The sequence below is a fragment of the Micromonospora parva genome, assembly GCF_040649675.1.
Lineage (GTDB): Bacteria > Actinomycetota > Actinomycetes > Mycobacteriales > Micromonosporaceae > Micromonospora > Micromonospora parva.
The window spans coordinates 209,043-230,222 of record NZ_JBEZFX010000008.1; the positions used below are offsets into that span (position 1 = coordinate 209,043).

Here is a 21,180-nt window from a genome sequence, read left to right on the forward strand (position 1 = left end):
ATCGCCTGGTGGGCCGCAACGGGGGCCGTGGCGAGGCGCCCGCCGCGCGAGCGGCGGGCGGCCGCCCGGTGGCACCCTGCTCAAGCCCGAGGCTCCGACCCCGTCGCGCCTCCCCAGAATCGCCGGCGGGGCCGGTCAGGCCCCCTCCAGCAGCTTCAGGACGACCCGCTCCGCCTCCTCGCGAGGCGCCAGCGGATCCACCGCCGCCACCACCCCCTCGTGGTAGAGGTCGACCACCCGAGGGTCCACGTACGACGCCCGCGCCACCGTCGGCGTGTTGCCCAGCAGCTCCGCCACCTCCCGCATCACGGCGACCACCGCCTTGCGCCGGGCCGTCACCGAACGGGCCGGGCCGGCGGTGGCCAACTCGGTGGCCGCCAGCACCGTGGCGTGCCAGGTGCGGAAGTCCTTCGCGGTCATCTCCCCACCGCTGGCGTCGCGCAGGTAACCGTTGACCTCGTCGCTGCGCACGTCGCGCCACTCCCGGCCGTCCCAGTAGCCGAACAGCCGCTCCGCCCGGCGCCGGCGACGGCGCAGATTGACGAGCACCTGGCACAGCTCCGGGTCCTCGATCCGGCGTACCTGCTCGATGCCCCCCTTCGCGGGGAACACGAACACCACGCAGCCGCGCCGGGACCGGGCGTGCTCGGGGCGCAGGGTGGACACCCCGTAGGTCGGGTCGTCGCCGTTCGCGTACTGGTCGCTGCCGACCCGGAACATCCCCATGTCGAGCAGCCGGGCCACCGTCGCCAGCACCCGGTCCCGGCCCAGTCCACGGCCGTCCAGGTCGCGCCCCACCCGCTCCCGCAGCGCCGGCAACCGCCGGGCCACCTCCAGCATGTGGTCGAACTTCGCCTCGTCCTGCTTCTCCCGCCACCGGGGGTGGTAGACGTACTGCTTGCGCCCGGCCGCGTCGATCCCGATCGCCTGGATGTGCCCGTTGGGATGCGGCGCGATCCAGACGTCCTGCCAGGCCGGCGGGATGACCAGCTCCCGCAGCCGGGCCAGCACCTCCGGATCCCGCACCGGCGCCCCGGACGGATCGACGAACAGCCAGCCCCGTCCGCGACGACGCCGTCCGTACCCCGGTCGACCCGGGTCGCTACGCCGCAACCGCACCGGAGACCCGCACCACCCTCTCCACCTCGGCCACCGCGGCCAGCACCTCGTCGAGGTGCAGAGCCGCCATCGTCGGGTGGCTTCCTACCCCGTCCCACCTGGGCCAATCCCCCGCACCGGCCCACAACACCCGGTGCCGTGGCCGGTCCGGTGGTGGCCCCCAGTGCGCCGGTGGCACCGGCCCGAAGAGAATCACCGACGCGGTGCCGTACCCGGTGGCCAGATGGGCGACGCCGGTGTCCCCGCTGACCACCAACCGGGCGTCGGCCACCAGCGCGGCGAGCCCGCCGAGGTCGGTCCGGCCGGCCAGAACCGCGTCCGAGGTCAGGCCGGCCGCCTCGGCCACCCGGGTTGCCAACTCCCGTTCGTCGGCCGAGCCGGTGAGCAGCACCCGGTGCCCCTGGTCGGTGAGCGTCCGGGCCAGCGCGGCGAACCGCTCGGCCGGCCACCGTTTGGCCGGGATCTTGCTGCCCGGGTGCAGCACCGTGGCACCGCTGGGCAGCCCCGCCGACCCGGGCCGGCGCAGGCTGAGGTCGGCCCGGTCGGCCGGGATGTCGTACCAGGACAGCAGCCGGCACCACCGGTCCACCTCGTGCTCGTCGGCGGCCCAACGCGGGCCGTCGGCACAGCCGGCGTCCGCGTTGGCGAAGGCGAGCAGCCGACCGGGTCGGGTGGCCGCGAGCAGCCGGTGCGACTGCGGACCGCGGCCGTGCAGGTTGACCGCGACCCGCGGGGCCGACCCGACCCGCAGGGGTCGGTCCAGCCCGGTGGTGTCCACCAGCCGGTCCACCCCGCCGACCAGGTCGACCAGCGGAGCCAGCCCGGCCGGCGCGGCGAGCGCCAGCTCCCGCGAGGGGTACGCGGCCCGCAGCGCCCGCAGCGCGGGCACCGCGGTCACCAGATCGCCGACGCCGAGGGCGCGCAGCACGAGGATCACGGGTACGAGGTCTCCTGCTCGGCGCAGACCACCATCTCGCGCACCGCGCAACCGGCCGGCTGGCTGAGCGCGAACATGATCGCGGCGGCGGTGTCGGCGGGCTCGTTGAGGATCGCGTCCGGCCCCGGCTTGTACTGCGGGTCACGTTCGTCGAAGAACGCGGTGCGCATCCCACCCGGGATGAGCAGGGTGACGCCGACCTGACCGGCCAGCTCGGCGGCGAGGGCTCGGGTGAACCCCACCACCCCGAACTTCGCCGCGCAGTACGCGGTGGCGTCGCTGACCGCCTTGACGCCCAGGGTGGAGGCGACGGTGACGACGCGCCCCCGAGAGGTCAGCAGGAACGGCAGCGCGGCCCGGATCACCGCCGCGGTGGCCAGCAGGTCCACGGCGACGATCCGGTCCCAGGTCTCGCCCGGCAGGTCGGCGAGCCGGCCCGGCACGTCGGTGCCGGCGGCGGTGACCACGGCGTCCAGGCCACCGGCCTGCTCGGCGAGATGCCGGGTGGCCGCCTCGGCGGCGCGCGTGTCGGCCAGGTCGCACTCGGTCCAGGACACCCCGTCGACCGGCGGCTGCCGGTCCAGCACGAGCGGTCGGCCACCGGAGGCGGCCACCGCGGCGACCACGGCGGCACCGAGCCCGCTGGACCCGCCGGTGACCAGGACGGTGGGCCCGGCACCGGGCCGCGTGCCGGTCATCGGGTCCGCTCCGCGAGGGTGCGGACGATCAGGTCGGTGGTGGACCGACCGTCCAGGTAGGGCACCACCACCGTGTTCCCACCCCACCGGCGTACGACCTGCGCCTCGGGCAGGACGGCGGAGGCGTCCCCACCACCGGTGGCGTAGTCGCCGCCCTTGACCCAGACGTCGGGGCGTATCCAGGACAGCGCCGCGTCCGGGGTCGGCTCGTCGAAGATGAGGACCGCGTCGACGCAGCTCAGCGCGGCCAGCAGCCGGCCGCGGTCACCTTCGGACTGCACCGGCCGGTCCGGCCCCTTCAACCCGGTCACGCTGGCGTCGGAGTTCAGGCAGACGATCAGGCAGTCACCGAGCTGCCGGGCGGCCTCCAGGGTGGCCACGTGCCCGGCGTGCAGCAGGTCGAAGCACCCGCCGGTGGCCACCACGGTGCCGCCAGCGGCGCGTACCTCGTTGAGGAGCGTGGCGACGGCGGCGACCCCCACCCGGTCAGCCACCGCACCACCTCGTGGTCCGCTCTGGAGAACGCGCGGCCCCGACGTGCTCCCGGCCCGCACCTCGGGCCCCGACGGCGGCAGCGCCGCCGCCACTCCCCCACCCGCCACGTACGCGGACGCCTCGGCGACCGCCACCTGCACCGCCTCGGAGACCAGCGCCCCCTGGGCCAACGCGAGGCTGGCGGCCGCCGCGAACCGGTCGCCGGCACCGCAGGTGTCCCCCTCGGCGCTACCCGGCGTCGGCACCACCAGCGGCGTCGACCCCGCGTGGCAGAGCAGCGCGCCGTCACCGCCCAACGTCACCGCGACCGCGCCGGCCCGCCAGCGTCGCCGCAGCCCCTGTGCGCCGCGCGACGCGGTGGCCAGTCGGGAGGCGCCGGGCAGCGCGGGGACCAGCTCGCGCACCTCGGACTCGTTCGGGGTGGCCAGGTGGACGCCGGGCACCGCCGCCGGGCCGCGCGGATGCGGGTCCCACACCACCGGCGCGCGGGTGGCGGCCAACGCGTCGCGCAAGGCGAGCTGCCGGGCCACCCCCCGGCCGTAGTCGCTGACCAGCACCGCCGACGCCGACGCGATCACCCGCAGCACCTCGTCGGAGGGCTGACCCGGCTCCCCGGACGTGCCGCCCCGGTCGTGACGCAGCAGCACCCGTCCCCGGGCCCGCAGCCGGATCTTCTCCGGCGTCGCGCCGGAGAGGGCCAGGGGGTACACCTGCACGCCGGCGGCGGTGAGCAGAGCGCTCAGCCGAGCCCCACCGGCGTCGTCGGCGAGCGCGGTCACCAGCACCACCTCGGCGCCCTGCGCGGCGGCGAACACCGCCGCCAGCCCGGCGCCCCCCGGCCGGTCGGTGGCCGCTGTCTCGTCGAGCACCGGCACCGGGGAGTCCGGGCAGAGCCGGTTCACCACGCCTTCCACGTCCCGGTCGAGCAGGGTGTCCCCCAGCACCACCACCGGTCCCCTCACGCCTGCCTCCTCATCCTCACGCGTCGACCTGCTGTCCGGTTCCGCCGTCGAGCACCACCTCGACCCCGGTACGCACGGGCGCCGGCGCCCCGGGCCCGGGGTGCACGACCGCCGGGTCGCCGGCTGCGGCCAGCGCGGCCGGCAACTCCTGTTCGAGGTACTCGCAGAGCAGATGACTGGTCACGAGGTGCAGCTCCTGGACGACCTGGGTGTCCGGGGACGCGACGGCCAGCACGTCGTCGCAGGCGTCGGCGAGCGGATTGGGAGCGACGCCGGTGAGCGCCCAGGAGGTCACCCCGACGTCGCGGGCGGCCCGCGCGGCGGCCACCAGGTTGGCGCTGGTCCCACTGGTGCTCAGCAGCAGCAGGATGTCGCCGGGGCGGCCGTGGGCGCGCACCTGGCGGGCGTACACGTCGGTGTAGCCGTAGTCGTTGGCGATGGCGGTGAGCGCGCTCGTCTCGGCGTGCAGCGCGATCGCCGACAACGGCCGACGATCGTCGCGCAGCTTGCCGACCAGCTCGGCGGTGAGGTGCTGGGCCTCGGCGGCGCTGCCGCCGTTGCCGGCGACCAGCAGGCGACCCCCGGCGGCCAGCCGGTGGGCCAGGTCCGCGCCCCAGCGCGTCAGCTGCCGCTCACACCGCCGGTACGGCACCAGCGCCGCCGCGAGATTCGTCAGGTGGGTGTCGAGCAGGCTGCCCGTCGGCATCAGGCCACCACCCGGGTCGGCCGGCGCACGGCGGCCACCTCGCTGTAGACCTCGACCAGCCGCTCGGCGGTCGCCGCCCACGAGTACCGCGCCCGGGCCCGCTCGCGGGCCGCCGTCGCGTACGCGAAGCGCCTGATCCGGTCGTCGAGCAACCCCTGGATCGCGGTGGCCAGGGCCTGCGGATCCCGGGCCGGCACGAGATCACCGGTCGTCCCGTCGACAACGGTGTCCCGGATGCCACCCACGGCCGTGCCGACGACCGGCACCCCGCACGCCATCGCCTCCAACGGGGTCAGCCCGAACGGCTCGTACCAGGGCGCCGCGACCAGCAGGTCCGCCGAGCGGTACCAGCGGCCCATCTCCTCCCGGGGCACCGCCCCGACCAGGTGCACCCGGTCGGCCACCCCGCACGACTCGGCGAGGGCCCGCAGCCGGCGGGCGTACGGGTCGGTCTCCAACAGCCCCTCGGGTGGGCCGCCGACGACCACGCACTCGGCGTCCGGCACCAACGCCATCGCACGGACCACCGTCTGGAAGCCCTTGCGCTCGACCAACCGGCCCACGGTGAGGATCCGGGCCCGTCCCGGTTCCCTCTCGGCGGCCGGTCCGAGCGGGGCGAAGGTGGCGAGGTTGACCCCGGACGGCACCACCGTCATCCGGGACCGGGGCACCCCCATCCGGACCAGCTCGCCCACCTCGTCGCGGCACTGCGCGACGACCCGGTCGACCGAGCGGCCCAGCTCCCGCTCGTAGGAGATCCGTCGGGCCGGGCTGGTGTCCTGCACCCCCTGGTAGCGGCGCTTCACGGTGCCCAACGCGTGGTACGTCTGCACCACCGGCACCCCGGTCTGCCGGCCGGCGGTCAGCCCGGCCAGACCACTCATCCAGAAGTGCGCGTGGATCACCTCGGGCACCCAGTCGCCGCCGCGCCAGCGTTCGATCAGCCAGGCGCTGAACTCCCGCATGTGCGGCAGCAGGGCGTCCTTGGCCACCGGCTCGGCCGGGCCGGCCGGCACGTGCACCACGTCGTACCCGTCCGGGCTGCGGACGGTCACCGGCAGGTCGGGCGCGTCGCGGCGGGTGTAGACCCGCACCTCGTGCCCGGCGGCGGCGAGCGCGGCGGACAGCTCCGCGACGTGCGTGTTCTGGCCGCCGGCATCCTCCCCTCCGAGGACGGCGAGCGGGCTGGCGTGCTCCGAGATCATCGCGATCCGCATACTTCCTCCTCCAGCAGCCGGTCCCAGTCAGCGAGGAAACGGTCGAGGCCGTACCTGTCGCGTGCGGCGGTTCGCGCCGCCGCCCCGGCCTGGCGCGCGGTCGCCGGTTCGGTGATGAACCGGCGGGCGGCGTCGAGCAGGGTGTCGGTCCGGGTGGCCAGCGCCCCCGCCTGCGGGGGCACCGCCATCACCGCCTCGGTGGTGGCGAGCGCGACGACCGGCATGCCGATCGCCATCGCCTCGATGAGGCTCAGCCCGAGGGAGGTCCACCGGCACAGGTGCAGGTACGCCCGCCGCCGGGCCAGTTCGACGTGCATCCGCTCCTGGGGCACGTCGTCGTGGCTGGTGAGCCGGTCGGCGGGCAGCCCCAGGTGGTCGGCCAGGCCGGCGACCCCCATGCCGAACACGTCCAGCGGCGCGATCTCGGCGAACTGGGGCAGCAGGTCGGTGCCGGTGACCCGGCCTCGGCGTACCGGCTCGTTGATCACCACGGCGAGCCGGTCCAACTCGCCCGTGTAGGACGCCGAGGGGGCGACGATGCCGTGGTCGACAACAGTGGTGCGGGTGGCGCCGGTGTCCCAGAAGATCTGGTTGAACCCGGTGACGTGGGCGATGAGCAGGTCGTCGCGGTCGGCCATCGGGTGGCGGGTGTTGGGCACGTCGCCCTTGGGTGTGTTGTGTTCGACGTAGATCGCCGGAAGGTCGCGGCCCGGGCGGCGCCGAAGCCACTCCTCGGCCCGGTCGAGCTCCTCGGGGCGTTGCAGGATCACCAGGTCCACGTCGGCGCCCGGCAGTTCCTGCGGGCTGACCTCGACCGCGTTGTCCGGCCACGGGTAGGTGCGGGCCCGGCCGAGGCCGTACGGGCCGCGGTCGGGTGTGGTGGGAATCAGGTAGCGGTGGCTGCCGTGCACGAACGACGTGGTCCAGGAGCCGTGCACGTGCCAGAGCAGGATGTTCATCGGCCGCCACCACCGCTGATCGCGAGCGTCCGGAGCGCGTCGACCACCTGCTCCGGGTCGATGCCGCTGAGGCAGGGGTGCCCGGGGACCGGGCAGCTGGCGGCCCGGGTGTCCCGGCAGGGCCCGGCGGCGTCGCCGAGCCGGACGGCGGGCACCCGGTAGGGCCCCCACTGTCCGAACGGAACCGTCGGCGCGAAGAGACTCACCACCGGCACTCCGGTGGCGGCCGCCAGGTGCGCGGGCCCGGTGTTGCCGACCACGACCGCGCTGGCGTGCGCGACGATCGCGGCCAGCCCGGCCAGGTCGGTGCGACCGCCCAGGTCGGTGCCGCCGGCCGCGGCGACCCGGGCGGTGACAGCGCGTTCGTCCGGGCCGCCGGTGACCAGCACCCGGTGCCCGGCGTCGGTCAACGCCCCGGCGATCCGGGTCGCCAGCTCGGGCGGGCAGGCCCGGCTCGACGCGGCCGACCCGGGGTGCAGCACCACGTACCCCGGGTCGCCGAGGTCGGCCGGGCGCGGCGGCACGGCGTCCCGGCGCAGCCGGAGCACGGGTTCGTCGCCGTCGGGCAGCCGGTGGCCGGCGGCGGCGGCCAGGGAGAGGGCGCGTTCGGGTTCGGGGACGCCGACCGGCACCCGGTGCCGGACGTCCAGCAGCGAGCCCGGGTAGTCGTCGCTGATCGCCGCGATCCGGTCGATCCCCGCCATCCGCAGCAGCAGCGCCAACGGCAGGGCGGACTGGTGGAACGAGGTGAACACCACCGCCTGGTCCGCGCCGATCGCGCCCAGCCGCGCGGTCAGGTCCCGGATGGCCTGCGGATCGACCGGCCCCGGCGTGGGGTCGATCCACGGCAGCGGGTGCTCGATGATCTCGTCGACGCCGGGCAGCAGGTTGGCGGCGGCGCGACCGCGCGGCCCGCACAACAGCACCACCCGCTGCGCTCCGGCCGCCACGGCGCGGATCGCCGGACCGGTGACCAGCACGTCACCCGCCGAGTCCGAGCGGACCACCAGCGCCGTCCGTACCGGTTCGGTGGGCGGGGTCGCCGGCTGCACGGCCTGTTGCCGGCGCAGGATCTCGTGCACCGCCGACGGCAGGTCGGAGGCCACCCACCCGGCGGCGGCGATCTCCTCCGGTCGGGTCACCGGGGTGGGCACCAACACGCCCGCCGCCCCGGCGGCCAGCGCCGCGGCGACGTCCCGGCCGATGTCGCCCACCAGCACGCACCGGGACGTGGTGGTTCCCAGCTCGCGGGCGGCGGCGTGCACCAGACCGGGTGCCGGCTTGCGGCAGTCACAACCGTCGGCGTCGTCGTGCGGGCAGACCAGCCACGCGTCGAACCGGCCCAGCAGCTCCTCGACGCGGGCGTGCACCGCCCGCATCTGCTCCCCGGTGAAGTAACCCCGGGCCAGACCCGACTGGTTCGTGACGACCGCCAGCCGCAGCCCGGCCGCGCGCAGCCGGTCCAGCGCCGCCCGGGCGCCCGGCACCGGGCGCACCTTCTCCGGGTCGCCGTTGTACGGCACGTCCTCGATCAGGGTGCCGTCCCGGTCCAGCAGCACCGCGTCGTACAGGACGGGCCGGGGGCTTGCGACAGACCCGGAACCGGCGCGGTCAGCAGCGGCGTACACCTGGGCTGACCTGCGCTGATACGGATCCTCCTGGTCCTGTCGCACAGGCGGCGGGTTCCCTGCGCCCCGAGGAGTAAACGTCGTCGTCGAGGCGGTGGGCCAGCGCGCCGCGGTGCCCCGGGTCGGCCTTACCCGCCGTGCCGGAGAAGCTAACCCCGCCGGCCGTTAGCCAGTGCCGTGCCCCGGGTATGGAATCCCGGTGGCGATTGTGGAGAAAGTGATCGACGCTCCCCCGCAGCGGGTGTTCGACGTGCTCGCTGACGGATGGACGTACAGCGACTGGGTGGTCGGCACCGCGCACATGCGCGACGTGGACGACGCCTGGCCCCGGGTCGGCAGCCAACTGCACCACCGTGCCGGGCCCTGGCCGTTCTCCCTGCAGGACGCCTCGACGGTGCTGGTCTGCGAACCGCCGCACCGGCTCGTGCTCAAGGCCGGTCTTTGGCCGGCGGGCGAGGCGATCGTGGCCTTCACCCTGGAGCCGGTGGGCGGGGGAGCCACCCGGGTCCGCCTCGGGGAGGACTTCGCCGCCGGACCGCTGCGCTGGGTCCACAACAAGATCAACGATCTGGTGTTGCACCGGCGCAACCGGGAGACGTTGGCCCGGCTCTCCGACATCGCCACCCGGCAGAAGGGGTGAGCGTGACGCGGACCGTGGTGGTGACCGGCGCGAGCGCCGGCGTCGGCCGGGCCGTCGCCCACGCGTACGCGGCGCGCGGCGCCCGGCTGGCGCTGCTGGCCCGGGGCGAGGCGGGCCTGGCCGCCGCCGAGCGGGAGTGCCGGCTGCGCGGCGCGACCGACGTGCGCGTGTACCGGGTCGACGTGTCCGACGCGGGCGCGGTGCAGCAGGCCGCCGACGACGTGGTGCACCGGTGGGGCGGCATCGACGTGTGGGTCAACAACGCGATGGTGTCGGTGTTCGCGTCCGCCTGGGAGATTCCGGCGCGGGAGTTCCACCGGGTCACCGCTGTCACCTACCTGGGCACTGTGCACGGCACGCTCGCCGCGCTGCGGCACATGCGGGCGCACGGGCGGGGCACGATCGTGCAGGTGGGCTCGGCGTTGGCCTACCGGGGCATCCCGCTGCAGTCGGCGTACTGCGCGAGCAAGCACGCCGTGCAGGGGTTCAACGACTCGCTGCGCGCCGAGCTGCTGCACGACTGCCCGGGGGTGAAGGTGTCGATGGTGCAACTGCCGGCGATCAACACGCCGCAGTTCTCCTGGGTCCGTACCCGGCTGCCCCGGCATCCGCAGCCGGTGCCGCCGATCTTCACTCCGGAGCTGGCCGCCCGGGCCATCGTGTGGGCGGCGGACCACGGCACCCGGGAGTTGAACGTGGGTGGCCCGACCTGGCAGGCCCGGCTGGCCGACGCGCTGTTCCCCGGCCTGCTCGACCGGAAGCTGGCCCGCGACGGGTACGACAGCCAGCAGACCGGCGCCACTATCGATCCGGCGACCTGGCGTGACAATCTGGACCACCCCGGCGACGCGGACACCGACCGGGGCGCGGCCGGGGTGTTCCGCCACCAGGCACGTGACCGTTCCGCGGCGTTGTGGGTGAGCACGCACAAGCCGGCACTCTCCGGTGTCGCGCTCGCCGTCGCGACGCTCGCCCTCGGCGCTGTCGCTCGCCGTCGGCGCTGACCAACACAAGCCCCTTGACCAGGGCTGTTACCCCGGAGCGCGGTGGACGACGACGGTCCGCAACGCCCGGGAGGGGTGCCCCCTCGGTGCGAATGCGGCAACTGGATACCCTTTCCATGACCCATGTCCGCAAACCGAGGATGACCGACATGATCCAGCCGGTGCAGTTGCCGTCGCCGTGGCGGGACGCACGCCTGACCGTCGTCGTGCCCACGTACAACGAGGCGGGCAACCTCCCGGCGCTGGTCGAGCGGCTGCTCGCGCTGCCGCTGCCGGGGTTGCGCATCCTCGTCGCCGACGACAACTCCCCCGACGGCACCGGGGAGGTGGCCGACAAGCTGGCCATCGAGAACCCCGACCGGATCGAGGTCGTGCACCGCGCTGGCAAGGAAGGCCTCGGCCGGGCGTACGTGGACGGGATGAGCCGGGCGGTCGCGGGCGGCGCCGAGTACGTGGCGCAGATGGACGCCGACCTCTCGCACCCGCCGGAGGCGCTGCCGGGGATGCTGGGCGCGCTGCTGTCCACCCAGGCCAGCGTGGTGATCGGTTCCCGGTACGTGCCCGGTGGCGAGCTGGACGAGAACTGGCCGCTCTACCGCCGGGCGCTCAGCGGCTGGGCGAACCTCTACGTGCACACGCTGCTGCGGGTGCGCATCCGGGACCTCACCGCCGGCTTCAAGATCTGGCGGGCCGACGCCCTGCGCGACATCGACCTGGAGCGGGTGCAGTCCAACGGCTACAGCTTCCAGGTGGAGATGCACTACCTCGCCACCAAGCTGGGGCACACCATCCTGGAGGTGCCGATCCGCTTCGAGGAGCGGCGCGACGGCGTCTCCAAGATGACCACCGCGACCAAGGTGGAGAGCGCCCTCATGCCCTTCCGCCTCCGCAGCAAACACCGCAACGTAACCCGCTGACCCCCACCCCCACCCCGTCCTGCTGGGTGATCAGGAGGCTCGCGTCGCCGACGGTGGCGAATCTGACGCGAACCTCTTGATCACCGGGACGCGGGAAGGGTGGCGGTCAGGGGGCGGTGGGGTAGATGGCGTTGTGGGCGGTGGCGATGGCTGCGGCGTAGGCGCGGCCGGTGAGCGCACGGTCGCGCGCCAGCGCCGCGCGGGCCGCGTTCGCACCCGGCGCACCGTGCACCCCGCCGCCCGGGTGCGCCGACGAGCTGGCCAGGAAGAGCCGGTCCACCGGGGTGTCCGCCCGCCCCAGGCCAGGGATCGGGCGCAGGAAGAGCTGCTGGTACGCGGCAGCGGTCCCGCCGCCGAGCGCGCCGCCGACCAGGCTGGGGTTGCCCTCCTCCAGATCGACCGGCGAGGCCACGTGCCGGCCCACGATCAGGCGCCGGAAACCCGGTGCCGCGGCCTCCAGCACGTCCTCCATCCGCTGCACGTGCCCGGCCACGTCGTCGGCCCGCCAGGTCCGCCGGAACGGCAGATGGGTGTACGACCAGAGCGACTCGGTGCCCGGCGGGGAGTGGCTCGGGTCCGCCACCGACATCTGCCCGACCAGCAGGAACGGGTCGCGGGGCAGCTCACCACGGGCCAACTCGCTGGCGTAGTGGGTGAGCCCGTTCAGGTCCGCGCCGAGGTGCACGGTGCCGGCGCCGGCCACCTGCCGGTTCGTCCACGGCACCGGCGCGGAGAGCGCCCAGTCCACCTTCAGCGTGGAGCCGTCCCACCGGAAGTGCGCCAGGTCCTCCACCAGCCGCGACGGCAGCGCCGCCGGGCCGACCAGGTCGAGGTAGAGCGCCGGCGCCGGAACGTCGGCGAGCACGGCCCGCCGGGCCCGCCACAGCGCGCCACCGACGGTGCGGACTCCCATCGCCCGGCCCCGGGCGGTGAGCACCCGTTCGGCCCGCGCGCCGTAGATGATCGTCCCGCCGCGCCCCTGTAGCCGATCCACCAGCGCGTCGGTGATCCGCTGCGCGCCGCCGTCGGGCACCGGCCAGCCGACCTGCTGGCCGAGCATGGCCAGCAGCCAGCCGTAGACCCCGGAGCCGGCCTCCTCCGGGGAGAGGTCGGTGTGCAGGGCGCAGCCGGCCAGCAGGGCCGGCCCGCCGGGGCCGTCGAAGAGTTCGTCGCCAAGCTTGCGGACCGGCACGACAAGCCGGCGGGCGAGTCGCAGCGCGCCAGCGACCCGCAACCGCCGCAGCAGGCCGAGGCCTCCGCGTACCGGGGGGAACGGCGCGGTGATCGCGTCCAGCATCGGCTCGGCCACGTCGAGCCACTCGGCGTACGCGTTCAGCCACCGCTTGCCGTCACCGGGAGCGAACTGCTCCAGCGACGCGGCGGTGACGTCCGGGTCCCGGTTGATCACCGCGGCCCGACCGTCGGGCAGCAGGTGGGCCAGCACGTCCGGGGCGTGTCGCCACGACAACCCGTGTCGATCCAGGCCGAGGGCGCCCAGCACCGGTGAGGCGTACCCGAGGGGGTAGAACGAGCTGTAGAGGTCGCTCAGGTAGCCGGGCGCGGTGACCTCGGCGGAGCGGACGGCGCCGCCGGGCGTCGCGGTCGCCTCCAGCACCACCACGTCCCAGCCGGCGTCGGCCAGCAGGTTGGCCGCCACCAGGCCGTTGTGCCCGGCACCGATGATGACGGCGTCCGCGCTCTGCGCGACGGTGGTTGTCATCGGATCCGCCTACCCGGCGCGCAACCGGGCGAAACGCGTTTGCCTCGCCGGGGCCGGGGCATCCAGCGCCGCATGTACACGGTTGCGCAGCTGGTGGGCGGGGTGTGGGGTGCGGGCGGCGACGGCGGCGAACTGGTCGTGCGTGATCCGGCGGACGACCAGCCGGTGAGCACGGTGCCGGTGGCCACCGCCGACGAGGTGGGCAAGGCGACCCAGGCGGCCCGCAACGTGGCGGCCCAGTGGGCGGCGACCGCGCCGGCGGAACGGGCGGCGGCGCTGCACCGGGCCGCGGACGCGGTGGAGGCGGTCGTCGAGGAGTTGGCGGCGGCGGTCACCGCGGAGATGGGCAAGCCGTTGGCGGACGCCCGTGGCGGCGTCGAGGCGGGGATCGGCACCCTGCGACAGTATGCGGAGCTGGCGCCGCTGCGCGGCGGGCGCACCCTCAATGGCGACCCCGACGCGCTGGACTTCCTGACGCCGCAGCCCCGGGGGGTGGTCGCGGCGATCACCCCCTGGAACGACCCGGTGGCGGTCTCCTGTGGGCTGCTCGGCGCGGCTCTGGTGACCGGGAACGTGGTGCTCTACAAGCCGAGCGAACGGACCCCGGCGACGGGTTGGCTGCTGGCCCGCGCGCTGGACCAGGCGCTGCCGGCCGGGGTGTTGTCGCTGCTCACCGGCGGCCCGGAGGTGGGTGCGGCGCTGGCGGCGCAGGAGGTCGACGTGGTGGCCCACGTCGGCGCGACAGCGACCGGCCGGGCGATCGCCACCGCCGCGGCCCGCACCGGCGCGAAGGTGCTCCTGGAGAACGGGGGCAGTGACCCGTTGGTGGTGGACGCGGGCGTCGACCCGCAGTGGGCGGCGGAGCAGGCCGCGCTCGGCGCGTTCGCCAACGCCGGGCAGATCTGCGTGGCGGTCGAGCGGCTCTACGTGCACCGGGAGGTGGCCGACGACTTCGTGGCCGCGCTGGTACGACGCGCCGAGGCGCTGCGGGTCGGGCCGGGCCGGGACCCGGGCACCGAGCTGGGCCCGCTGGTCGACCGACGGCACCGGGACCACGTGCACGGGCAGGTGGCGGCGGCGGTGGCCGACGGGGCGCGGGTGCGCACCGGCGGCGAGGTGCCGCCCGGCCCGGGGGCGTTCTATCCGGCGACCGTCGTCACGGACTGCCGGCACGACACGGCGCTGGTCCGCGAGGAGACGTTCGGGCCGGTCGCACCGGTGGTGGTCGTCGACTCGTTCGACGAGGCGTTGCGTTGCGCGGCGGACTCCCCGTACGGGCTGGCGGCCACCGTGTTGACCCCGTCGATGAGTCACGCGCAGCGGGCCTGGCGAGAGCTGCCGGTCGGCACCGTCAAGATCAACGCGGTGTTCGGGGGCGCGCCGGGCGGTGCCGCGCATCCGCGCCGGGCCAGTGGGCAGGGCTTCGGGTACGGCCCGGAGCTGCTGGACGAGTTCACCGCCACCAAGGCCGTGCACATCGAGGCGCCGGGCGGCGGGCACTGGTAGGACAGCACGGGCGGACGCAGGGGTGGCGCGTCCGCCCGTACCGCGTCGGTGGTGCTCCGGTGCGGCGCGGTCAGTTCCCGCGGGCCTTGCGGGTGGCGCGGTCGTTGGCTTTCTCGATGGCCGTGACCAGCTCCGGCTTGGTCATGCCCGACCGGCCGGGTACGTCGAGTTTGCGGGCCACCGACATCAGGTGGTCCTTGGTGGCGTTGGCGTCCACGCCACCCGCCGTGGGGGCCCGTCGTTCCGGCCCGCCACCGGCGGCCTGCTGGTCGCTGGGACCCTTGCGGCCCTTCGGCTCCCAGTGGTCGCCCACCTTCTCGAACTGGTGCTTCACCGCGGCGAAGGCGGTGCGGTGCGCCCGCTCCCCCTCACCGTAGGTCTCGACCGCCGAGTCGTGCGTCTTCTCCCAGGTGCGCTGCGCCTTATCCGGGGAGCGCCGCAGCGTGCTGGGCAGGTCTTCGCGCCCGGGCATCTCGTCCTCCTCCGTGTCGACAGGGTCACTGTGACCGTTCCCCGGTGACGCGGCGGCAAACCATAGCGGCGTCGGCCGGCCCGGGGGTGGGGTTTGTCGATTTACCCATCCGGGTACCGCCGGGCCAGGCCAGACCGGACGACCGGTCATCCGGCGGCCGGGGCGCAGGGAGCGGGCAATGACGACCACGGAGCCCGGTACCACCCTCGACGGCACAGCGGGCCGCCGGGTGCCGCGACGGATACGGCAGCTGAGCTGGCGGACCTGGCGTGGGGTGCTGGTCCGCAGTGTGCAGAACTTCGTCACCGACAACTGCTCCGACTGGGCCGCCGCGCTCACCTACTACGGCGTCCTGGCGCTCTTCCCGTCCGCCATCGTGGTGGTGGCGCTGGTCGGCCTGGTCTCCAGCGGCGAGCAGACCGTCGACACCGTTGTCGACCTGGCCAACCAGGTGGGCGCCGGGGCGGTGCTGACCGACGACAAGGACGGCGTGATCGGGGTGATCCGCGCCGTGGTGCTCGACCAGAGCAACCCGAAGCTGCTGCTGAGTTTCGGCCTGCTCGGCGCGCTCTGGTCCGCGTCGGGCTTCATCGGCGCGTTCACCAGGGCCTCGAACGCGGTGTACGGGGTGACCGAGGGCCGCCCGGTCTGGAAGCTCCGGCCGCTGCAGATCGGCCTGGCGGCGATCACGCTGGTGCTGCTCGCGGTGGTCGCTCTCGGCCTGATCGTCAGCGGGCCGGTCACCGACGCGGTCGGCGACCTGATCAACGCCGGCGGCCTGGCCCGCACCACGTGGAGCGTGGCGAAGTGGCCGGTCCTCGCCATGATCATGATGGTGCTGCTGTCCCTGCTGTTCTGGATCGCGCCGAACGTGCGCCAGCCCCGGTTCCGCTGGCTCACCCCGGGCGGCGCGGTGGCCCTGCTCTCCTGGGCGGCGGCCTCCTTCGGCTTCGGCCTCTACGTGGCCAACTTCGGCTCCTACGACACCACCTACGGCAGCCTCGGCGCGGCCATCGCGTTCCTGGTCTGGCTCTACCTGTCGAACTCGGCGCTGATGCTGGGCGTGCAGATCAACGCCGAGGTGCAGCGCGGGCGGCAGTTGCAGGGCGGCGACCCGGACCCGGAGGAGCCGGTGCTGCCGCCGCGCCGGCCGGCCGACGAGTGAGGTCCGTTCGGCGATGGTGTCCGGTTCGGCGCCGGGCCGAGGGCCGGTTCGTGGCCCGGTGCCGGTTTAGCGGGCGGGGTGCCGGGTAGCGCAGAAGGCATGGAGCGTGGCAACAGCAAGCACGGACCGAGGATCGACGAACAGATGAGTCAGGAGGTCAGCGGCCTGGTACAGGGGCCGGGGACCGGTGGCTCTCGAGTCGACGAGTTCCGGGTTCCGGAACCGGCCGGTGAGGACCAACCGGAGGCGACCACCGCCCCGGCCGGCGATACGCGCACCGGCGCCCCACAGGGGATGAGCTCGACGGACGTCGAGCAGCGCAGCCGGCTCGGCCGGTTCATCTCGATGAGCGCGCTGCCGGGTGACCGCCTGGTGCTCATCGCCAGCGCCCGCGAGAACGAGGCGCCCGACGACATCGTGGCGGCGCTGGAACGGCTGCCCGAGGGCACCGTCTACCAGACGGTCTCCGAGGTGTGGGCCGCGCTCGGCAACAAGAACGAGACGACTCGCTGGTGAGACGGATCGCCCCCGATCCACCAACCCACCAGCGGCTGAAGGAGGTTCCCCGATGAGTGGCGTTACCGAACACGTAGACGTTTCCGTGCCCGTCCGCACCGCGTACGACCAGTGGACGCAGTTCGAGGAGTTTCCCGAGTTCATGGAGGGCGTGCAGGAGGTCCGGCAGCTCTCCGACACGATGACCCACTGGACCGTGGACATCGCCGGGGTGAAGCGCGAGTTCGACGCGGAGATCACCGAGCAGCTCCCCGACGAGCGGGTCGCCTGGCGGTCCACCGGCGGCACCCAGCAGGCCGGTGTGGTGACCTTCCACCGCCTGGACGAGGACAAGACCCGGGTCACCCTGCAACTCGAGTTCGAGCCGCATGGTGTCGTCGAGCAGGCCGGCGACAAGCTCGGCATCGTCGACCGGCGGGCCAAGGGCGACCTGGAACGGTTCAAGACCTACATCGAACGGCGTGGTCAGGAGACCGGCGCCTGGCGCGGGCAGGTGGACCGCCCGCAGCCGTGACGCTGAGCGGTGACCGAGATGGCCGTCGGGGTTTCCCGGCGGCCATCGCCGCGTCCGAGCCTGTTTGCGATCATCGTGCCCGGGTACGGCTGGAGGTATGACCGACGACAGCATCAGGGTGTGGCGGGACGAGGAGCGGCTTCCGTTGGAGGAGTTGGAGCGCGCCGTGTCGGGCTCCAGCCTCGACGGGCAGGCCGACGACGTGACGGGCAACGACGCCGGCGAGGAAGCCGCGTTCGGGCACGGGGCGGCCGCGTCGGACCGCGAGGGGCAGGCCCGGGGCAACAGCCGGGAGGCCACCGACCCGCAGCGCGCCTACCGCCCGTCCACCACCGGCAGGACCGGGCCGGACGTCTGACCCGCGTTCCCGGGCCGGTCGGGCGCGGGCGGCTCGACGGCGGGTCGGCGCGTACCCCACTCGTGCAGCGCGATCAGTGCCAGCGCGAGCACCAGCAGCGCCGAGCCCAGCACCTGCACCGACGTGTTGCCGATCAGCACGCCCAGCCCGGCCGGGACGAGCGCCGCGCCGATGCCAGCGGCACCGATCTGCAGCCCGATGGCCCGGTCCGCGTGCGCCACCCCGACCCGTTCGGCGGTGGTGAGGGTGAGCAGCGGAAACACCGGCGCGGCGGCGAAACCGACAACGACCAGGCCGAGCACCGCCAGGACAGCCGGCCCGGGTACCGCGATCAGCGCCGCGCCGACCGCCATTCCGGCCAGGCTGACGCGCAGCACCAGCCCCGCCCCCAGGCGCTCGGCGACCAGACCCTGCACGACCCGGCCGACGAAGAGACTGCCCCAGTACGCGGAGACGCAGCCGCCGGCCACCGCCGCGCTCAGCCCGCGTCCCTCGGTGAGCAGCAGGAACGCCCACAGCCCGGCGGACACCTCGATCGCCACGTACAGCACGAAGGCGAGCGTCCCGGACCAGACCGCCGGCAGCCGCAGCGTCTCCCCGATCGGAACCCGGACGACCGGTGCCGACCCGCCATCGGTGGCGGAGAGCCCGGCCTGGACGGTCGTGCCCGCCTCGGTGCCGGCCGGGACGCCACGGTGCCAGGCCCGCACGGTGAGCGCGAACGCGGCGGCGAGGACGAGTTGGGCGGCGGCGATGATGCCGTACCCCCAGCGCCAGCCGAGCCCGGTGCTCAACACCGCGGTCATGATCAGCGGACCGATCGCCACGCCCAGGCCGAAGAAGGCGTGCAACCAGTTCATGTGGCGCGGCCCGAAGGCCCCGGCGGCGTACGCGTTGAGCCCGGAGTCGACAGCGCCGGAGCCGAGCCCGAGCAGCAGCGCACAGCCCACCAGCACCACCAGCACGGGGCTGGTCGCATAGCCGGTCAGCGCCAGGCTGGCCAGCAGGGTGCTGCCCGCGAGCAGCGCGCCCACGCCGACCCGGGCCAGCGTGAAGCCGGCCAGCACGCTGGAGGTGAGGTAGCCGACGGTGCCGGCGGTGAGCACCCACCCGACCGCCTCCGTCGGCACGTCGAAGTCGGCCCGGATCGAGGGCCAACCGACGCCGAGCAGACCGTCGGGCAGGCCGAGACTGACGAACGCGAGGTACGCGAGCAGGAGCAGTGCGGCGCGGGGGCGCGCGGGCGGGGTGGACACGACTCACCATCCTGCCGCAGGGGCACCCTAGCGCTGTCGGCACCCGACCGCTCGTGGCGCAAAGAAGTCGTGTCCGTACGGTTGGGAAAACGGACAGCTCATCCAGAATCGGCCGATCGGAGGACGGCAAACCGGCGGGTTCGCGTAAGAATTTCGGGATGCATCAAGGCTCCGGAATCCTCTCCACGCGTCAGCGCCGGCTCGCCTGGCTCGGCTTCCTGCTCGCCGCGCTCCAGGCCCCCGTGTCCGCCTGGCTCGTCACCGACGAGTCGTGGCTGTTCAGCCTCTGCGTCGCGCTGATGGTGGCCACCGTGATCATCGCCGACGACGCGGCGCGGCGACGCCCCGCCGACGCGACCAGCGACTAGGCCCCACCGCCCGGCCGGGCCTCGTGGCCTGGCTGGCCCCGGCTGCGGCGGCGTTCCTTCATCTCCGCCTCGTACAGGTGGCGCCGCCCGCCCACCAGTTCGTCGCGGGCCTGCTGATCCAGCTCCCGGAACAACGCGTGGTAGCCGTCGTCGAAGTCCTCGACGATCTGGAACGTCCATCGTCCGGCGATGACGTTGCGGCCGCGCAGTTCCGTGCCGATCCGGTCGGCGAGGTGCGGGTGACCGGCGGCGCGGAACTGCTCCACCGCGTCGTCGAGCATCAGGTCGGCATGGCCGATCAACTGGTGCATCGAGTAGAGGTGCCCCCGGGCCCGCTCCACACACTCCAACGCCTCACTCAGCTTGCCGAGCGCCGCGACGGTGGCGTCGCTGACCCCGTCCGGCCGCTGGTGCCGCTCGTCGGGTCCGTCCGTCCGCTGTCCCATCCGTGCCTCCGTGCCGTGTGCCGCTGTCTGTGGGTGGTTCTCCTGCTGCCCCGTCTGTGCCGGATCAACCCCCCAGGTCAGCGGCGATCGCCCCAGTGGCGCAGGCGACATCCACCGAGCGGACGAGGCCGACGTGGTGACCGGTCGGTTAGCCTCGGTCACCATGCGTGTGCCGTTCAACCGGGTCGCCTCCCGTACCGCCGTCGACTCGGCGCGGTCCACCCTGGCCGCCCTCACCGTCTCCGTGGGCACTGTCGGGCTCGCCGCCGCCGCCACGCGACCGGGGCTGCTGGCCCAGGTCGACCAGCACGCGGCGGCCGTTCGGGACAGCCTCGACGGTGACCGCACGCCGCTGACCTCTGCGGCGCTCGCCGGCTACGCCGAGGGCGTGCGCGCCGCCGCCCTGGAGCACGGGTGGACGCCGCCCAACGGGCCGGTGGACTGGAGCCACCCGGAGTGGCTGCTCACCCGCCTGCTCGCGGTCTGCGCGCTGGCGCGCGCACTCGACCGGGACTGACCCGACCCGCGAAGGGAGGGCGTCCCGCGTCGTACGCGGAACACCCTCCCCACCGTCGTGCCGTTACGCTCCGTTACGAACGGTACTGCTGGGCTTCGTCCACCCGAGGCATGGCCTGGGTGCGGTCACCCCCGCGGTCGGCCATCTGCCGCTCCACGTCACTACGCCCGGCCGACGCGGCCTGACGCTGCTGTTGCACCGCCCGGGCCTCCTGGGCCGCCCGGTGCAGCCAGCCGTCCCAGCGGTTCTGCATCGGCTTCACGAGACCACCGCCGACGCCGACGATCAGGATGCCGGCCACCGTGGCGAGCACCGCGATCAGCACCGGAGTGGTCACCGTGGTGGCGATACCCACCTGGTTCAGGGCGGCGATCACGCCGAGCGCGATGATGAAGATCGCCGTCAGATCGGCCAGGACCTTGCCGTACGAGAGCCCGCCCAGCGCCCCGGTGACCAGATCCCGCACCGCGTTGGCGATCGCCGCCGCCACCACCACGATGACGATCGCGATGAACGCACGCGGCAGCCAGGCCACCACGCCGCTGATCAGGTCACTGATCGCGTTGGGCCCCCAGACTCCGAAGGCGAACTGCAGCGTGAACAGCAGTACGGCGTAGTACGCCAGTCTGGCCAGAATGTCGCTGGCGTCGTACTTCGTTCTCTCCAGGGCCCGTTTGATGCCACCGCGTTCGACCGCCTGGTCGAAGCGCACCCGTTCCAGCACCGTATCCACGATCTTGAGGACGGCTCTGGCGATGAGCCAGCCGACCACGAGGATGACGATGAAGGCCACTGCCTTCGGGATGAAGAGCAGCACCGACCTCCAGGTGTCGGCGATGGCATCGCCGATGTCGGCCTGCCGGACCGCGAGGGTTTTCAGCATGATGTCCCTCCTGTCGCATGGACTGCGCCGGGCGCATACCCGGCAACCGGTCCGGCAGTCCGCGCAGCGCGCCGCGTTTTTTGCGACAGACCTCCGGACAGGGGCCCTGAACTGCCCGAACGGCCACCTCGACGGACGCGGCGACGGCCCGCCGCCGTGGTCGGATGCCTTTTCCGT

General features: G+C 74.1%; 23 protein-coding genes. 10 read left to right on the plus strand and 13 right to left on the minus strand.

Features of this window, described 5'->3' with window-relative positions; genetic code table 11:
- Window positions 1-135: 135 nt before the first annotated feature.
- From AB0C03_RS21385 to AB0C03_RS21420, 8 genes are read right to left on the minus strand one after another with little or no spacing between them, the layout of a single operon-like run.
- Window positions 136-1,119 carry a DNA topoisomerase IB gene (locus AB0C03_RS21385; RefSeq protein ID WP_030334955.1) on the minus strand — a complete coding sequence of 328 codons (984 nt, stop codon included), beginning with the start codon at window positions 1,117-1,119 and terminating at the stop codon, window positions 136-138.
- On the minus strand, window positions 1,103-2,056 hold the full coding sequence (locus AB0C03_RS21390; RefSeq protein WP_030334956.1) for a glycosyltransferase family 9 protein: 954 nt from the start codon (window positions 2,054-2,056) through the stop codon (window positions 1,103-1,105). The genes AB0C03_RS21385 and AB0C03_RS21390 overlap by 17 nt, the downstream gene beginning before the upstream one ends.
- Window positions 2,053-2,754, minus strand: coding sequence for an SDR family oxidoreductase (locus tag AB0C03_RS21395; RefSeq protein ID WP_030334959.1), 702 nt, complete (start codon window positions 2,752-2,754; stop codon window positions 2,053-2,055). The genes AB0C03_RS21390 and AB0C03_RS21395 overlap by 4 nt, the downstream gene beginning before the upstream one ends.
- Entirely contained in the window at window positions 2,751-4,211 is a 1,461-nt protein-coding gene (locus tag AB0C03_RS21400; RefSeq protein ID WP_036412071.1) for a PfkB family carbohydrate kinase, read from the minus strand. The genes AB0C03_RS21395 and AB0C03_RS21400 overlap by 4 nt, the downstream gene beginning before the upstream one ends.
- A 16-nt stretch (window positions 4,212-4,227) precedes the next feature.
- Complete coding sequence (locus tag AB0C03_RS21405) at window positions 4,228-4,920, minus strand: D-sedoheptulose-7-phosphate isomerase (protein WP_030334963.1); 693 nt, start codon at window positions 4,918-4,920, stop codon at window positions 4,228-4,230.
- Window positions 4,917-6,134, minus strand: a complete 1,218-nt coding sequence (locus AB0C03_RS21410; RefSeq protein WP_030334965.1) for a glycosyltransferase — start codon at window positions 6,132-6,134, stop codon at window positions 4,917-4,919. Before AB0C03_RS21410 ends, AB0C03_RS21405 begins: the two co-directional genes overlap by 4 nt.
- Window positions 6,119-7,093, minus strand: a complete 975-nt coding sequence (locus AB0C03_RS21415; RefSeq protein ID WP_030334967.1) for a glycosyltransferase — start codon at window positions 7,091-7,093, stop codon at window positions 6,119-6,121. The genes AB0C03_RS21410 and AB0C03_RS21415 overlap by 16 nt, the downstream gene beginning before the upstream one ends.
- The gene (locus AB0C03_RS21420) at window positions 7,090-8,766 is read right to left on the minus strand and encodes an HAD-IIIA family hydrolase (RefSeq protein ID WP_357638526.1); all 1,677 of its coding nucleotides are present in this window, start codon (window positions 8,764-8,766) and stop codon (window positions 7,090-7,092) included. Before AB0C03_RS21420 ends, AB0C03_RS21415 begins: the two co-directional genes overlap by 4 nt.
- 154 nt (window positions 8,767-8,920) lie before the next feature.
- On the opposite strand from AB0C03_RS21420, the gene AB0C03_RS21425 reads away from it, so the two are divergent.
- From AB0C03_RS21425 to AB0C03_RS21435, 3 genes are all read left to right on the plus strand, one after another.
- Window positions 8,921-9,361 carry an SRPBCC family protein gene (locus AB0C03_RS21425; RefSeq protein WP_030334971.1) on the plus strand — a complete coding sequence of 147 codons (441 nt, stop codon included), beginning with the start codon at window positions 8,921-8,923 and terminating at the stop codon, window positions 9,359-9,361.
- 2 nt (window positions 9,362-9,363) lie between these two features.
- A complete protein-coding gene (locus AB0C03_RS21430) occupies window positions 9,364-10,365 on the plus strand; it encodes an SDR family oxidoreductase (RefSeq protein ID WP_030334972.1) in 1,002 nt (333 codons plus the stop codon).
- Window positions 10,366-10,514: 149 nt separating this feature from the next.
- Window positions 10,515-11,282: a polyprenol monophosphomannose synthase gene (locus tag AB0C03_RS21435; RefSeq protein WP_030334974.1), complete on the plus strand. Its 768-nt coding sequence runs from the start codon at window positions 10,515-10,517 to the stop codon at window positions 11,280-11,282.
- A 106-nt stretch (window positions 11,283-11,388) separates the two neighbouring features.
- On the opposite strand, the gene AB0C03_RS21440 is transcribed toward AB0C03_RS21435, so the two are convergent.
- Window positions 11,389-13,002 (minus strand): phytoene desaturase family protein, encoded by a 1,614-nt coding sequence (locus tag AB0C03_RS21440; protein ID WP_030334975.1) that lies wholly within the window; start codon window positions 13,000-13,002, stop codon window positions 11,389-11,391.
- Between the two features lie 72 nt (window positions 13,003-13,074).
- On the opposite strand from AB0C03_RS21440, the gene AB0C03_RS21445 reads away from it, so the two are divergent.
- A complete protein-coding gene (locus tag AB0C03_RS21445; RefSeq protein ID WP_030334977.1) occupies window positions 13,075-14,508 on the plus strand; it encodes an aldehyde dehydrogenase family protein in 1,434 nt (477 codons plus the stop codon).
- Between the two features lie 70 nt (window positions 14,509-14,578).
- Here AB0C03_RS21445 and AB0C03_RS21450 read toward each other — a convergent pair whose 3' ends face one another.
- Window positions 14,579-14,980, minus strand: a complete 402-nt coding sequence (locus AB0C03_RS21450) for a ChaB family protein (RefSeq protein ID WP_030334978.1) — start codon at window positions 14,978-14,980, stop codon at window positions 14,579-14,581.
- Window positions 14,981-15,158: 178 nt separating this feature from the next.
- On the opposite strand from AB0C03_RS21450, the gene AB0C03_RS21455 reads away from it, so the two are divergent.
- The 4 genes from AB0C03_RS21455 (at window position 15,159) to AB0C03_RS21470 (ending at window position 17,533) form a co-directional block, all read left to right on the plus strand.
- Window positions 15,159-16,145, plus strand: coding sequence for a YihY/virulence factor BrkB family protein (locus AB0C03_RS21455; RefSeq protein ID WP_030334980.1), 987 nt, complete (start codon window positions 15,159-15,161; stop codon window positions 16,143-16,145).
- Between the two features lie 99 nt (window positions 16,146-16,244).
- Window positions 16,245-16,661, plus strand: a complete 417-nt coding sequence (locus AB0C03_RS21460) for a DUF2795 domain-containing protein (RefSeq protein ID WP_030334982.1) — start codon at window positions 16,245-16,247, stop codon at window positions 16,659-16,661.
- Between the two features lie 52 nt (window positions 16,662-16,713).
- Complete coding sequence (locus AB0C03_RS21465; protein ID WP_030334984.1) at window positions 16,714-17,175, plus strand: SRPBCC family protein; 462 nt, start codon at window positions 16,714-16,716, stop codon at window positions 17,173-17,175.
- A 97-nt stretch (window positions 17,176-17,272) separates the two neighbouring features.
- Complete coding sequence (locus AB0C03_RS21470) at window positions 17,273-17,533, plus strand: hypothetical protein (RefSeq protein ID WP_030334986.1); 261 nt, start codon at window positions 17,273-17,275, stop codon at window positions 17,531-17,533.
- Here AB0C03_RS21470 and AB0C03_RS21475 read toward each other — a convergent pair.
- The gene (locus AB0C03_RS21475; RefSeq protein WP_357638530.1) at window positions 17,491-18,789 is read right to left on the minus strand and encodes an MFS transporter; all 1,299 of its coding nucleotides are present in this window, start codon (window positions 18,787-18,789) and stop codon (window positions 17,491-17,493) included. The genes AB0C03_RS21470 and AB0C03_RS21475 overlap by 43 nt on opposite strands.
- 158 nt (window positions 18,790-18,947) lie before the next feature.
- Here AB0C03_RS21475 and AB0C03_RS21480 point away from each other — a divergent pair, with 158 nt between their 5' ends.
- The gene (locus tag AB0C03_RS21480) at window positions 18,948-19,157 is read left to right on the plus strand and encodes a hypothetical protein (protein ID WP_030334989.1); all 210 of its coding nucleotides are present in this window, start codon (window positions 18,948-18,950) and stop codon (window positions 19,155-19,157) included.
- Here the strand turns inward: AB0C03_RS21480 and AB0C03_RS21485 are convergent.
- Entirely contained in the window at window positions 19,154-19,603 is a 450-nt protein-coding gene (locus AB0C03_RS21485) for a hypothetical protein (RefSeq protein WP_030334992.1), read from the minus strand. The genes AB0C03_RS21480 and AB0C03_RS21485 overlap by 4 nt on opposite strands.
- 163 nt (window positions 19,604-19,766) lie before the next feature.
- On the opposite strand from AB0C03_RS21485, the gene AB0C03_RS21490 reads away from it, so the two are divergent.
- The gene (locus AB0C03_RS21490) at window positions 19,767-20,120 is read left to right on the plus strand and encodes a DUF6401 family natural product biosynthesis protein (RefSeq protein WP_030334993.1); all 354 of its coding nucleotides are present in this window, start codon (window positions 19,767-19,769) and stop codon (window positions 20,118-20,120) included.
- A gap of 73 nt (window positions 20,121-20,193) precedes the next feature.
- On the opposite strand, the gene AB0C03_RS21495 is transcribed toward AB0C03_RS21490, so the two are convergent.
- Window positions 20,194-21,003: a mechanosensitive ion channel family protein gene (locus tag AB0C03_RS21495; RefSeq protein ID WP_051708712.1), complete on the minus strand. Its 810-nt coding sequence runs from the start codon at window positions 21,001-21,003 to the stop codon at window positions 20,194-20,196.
- Window positions 21,004-21,180: the final 177 nt, after the last annotated feature.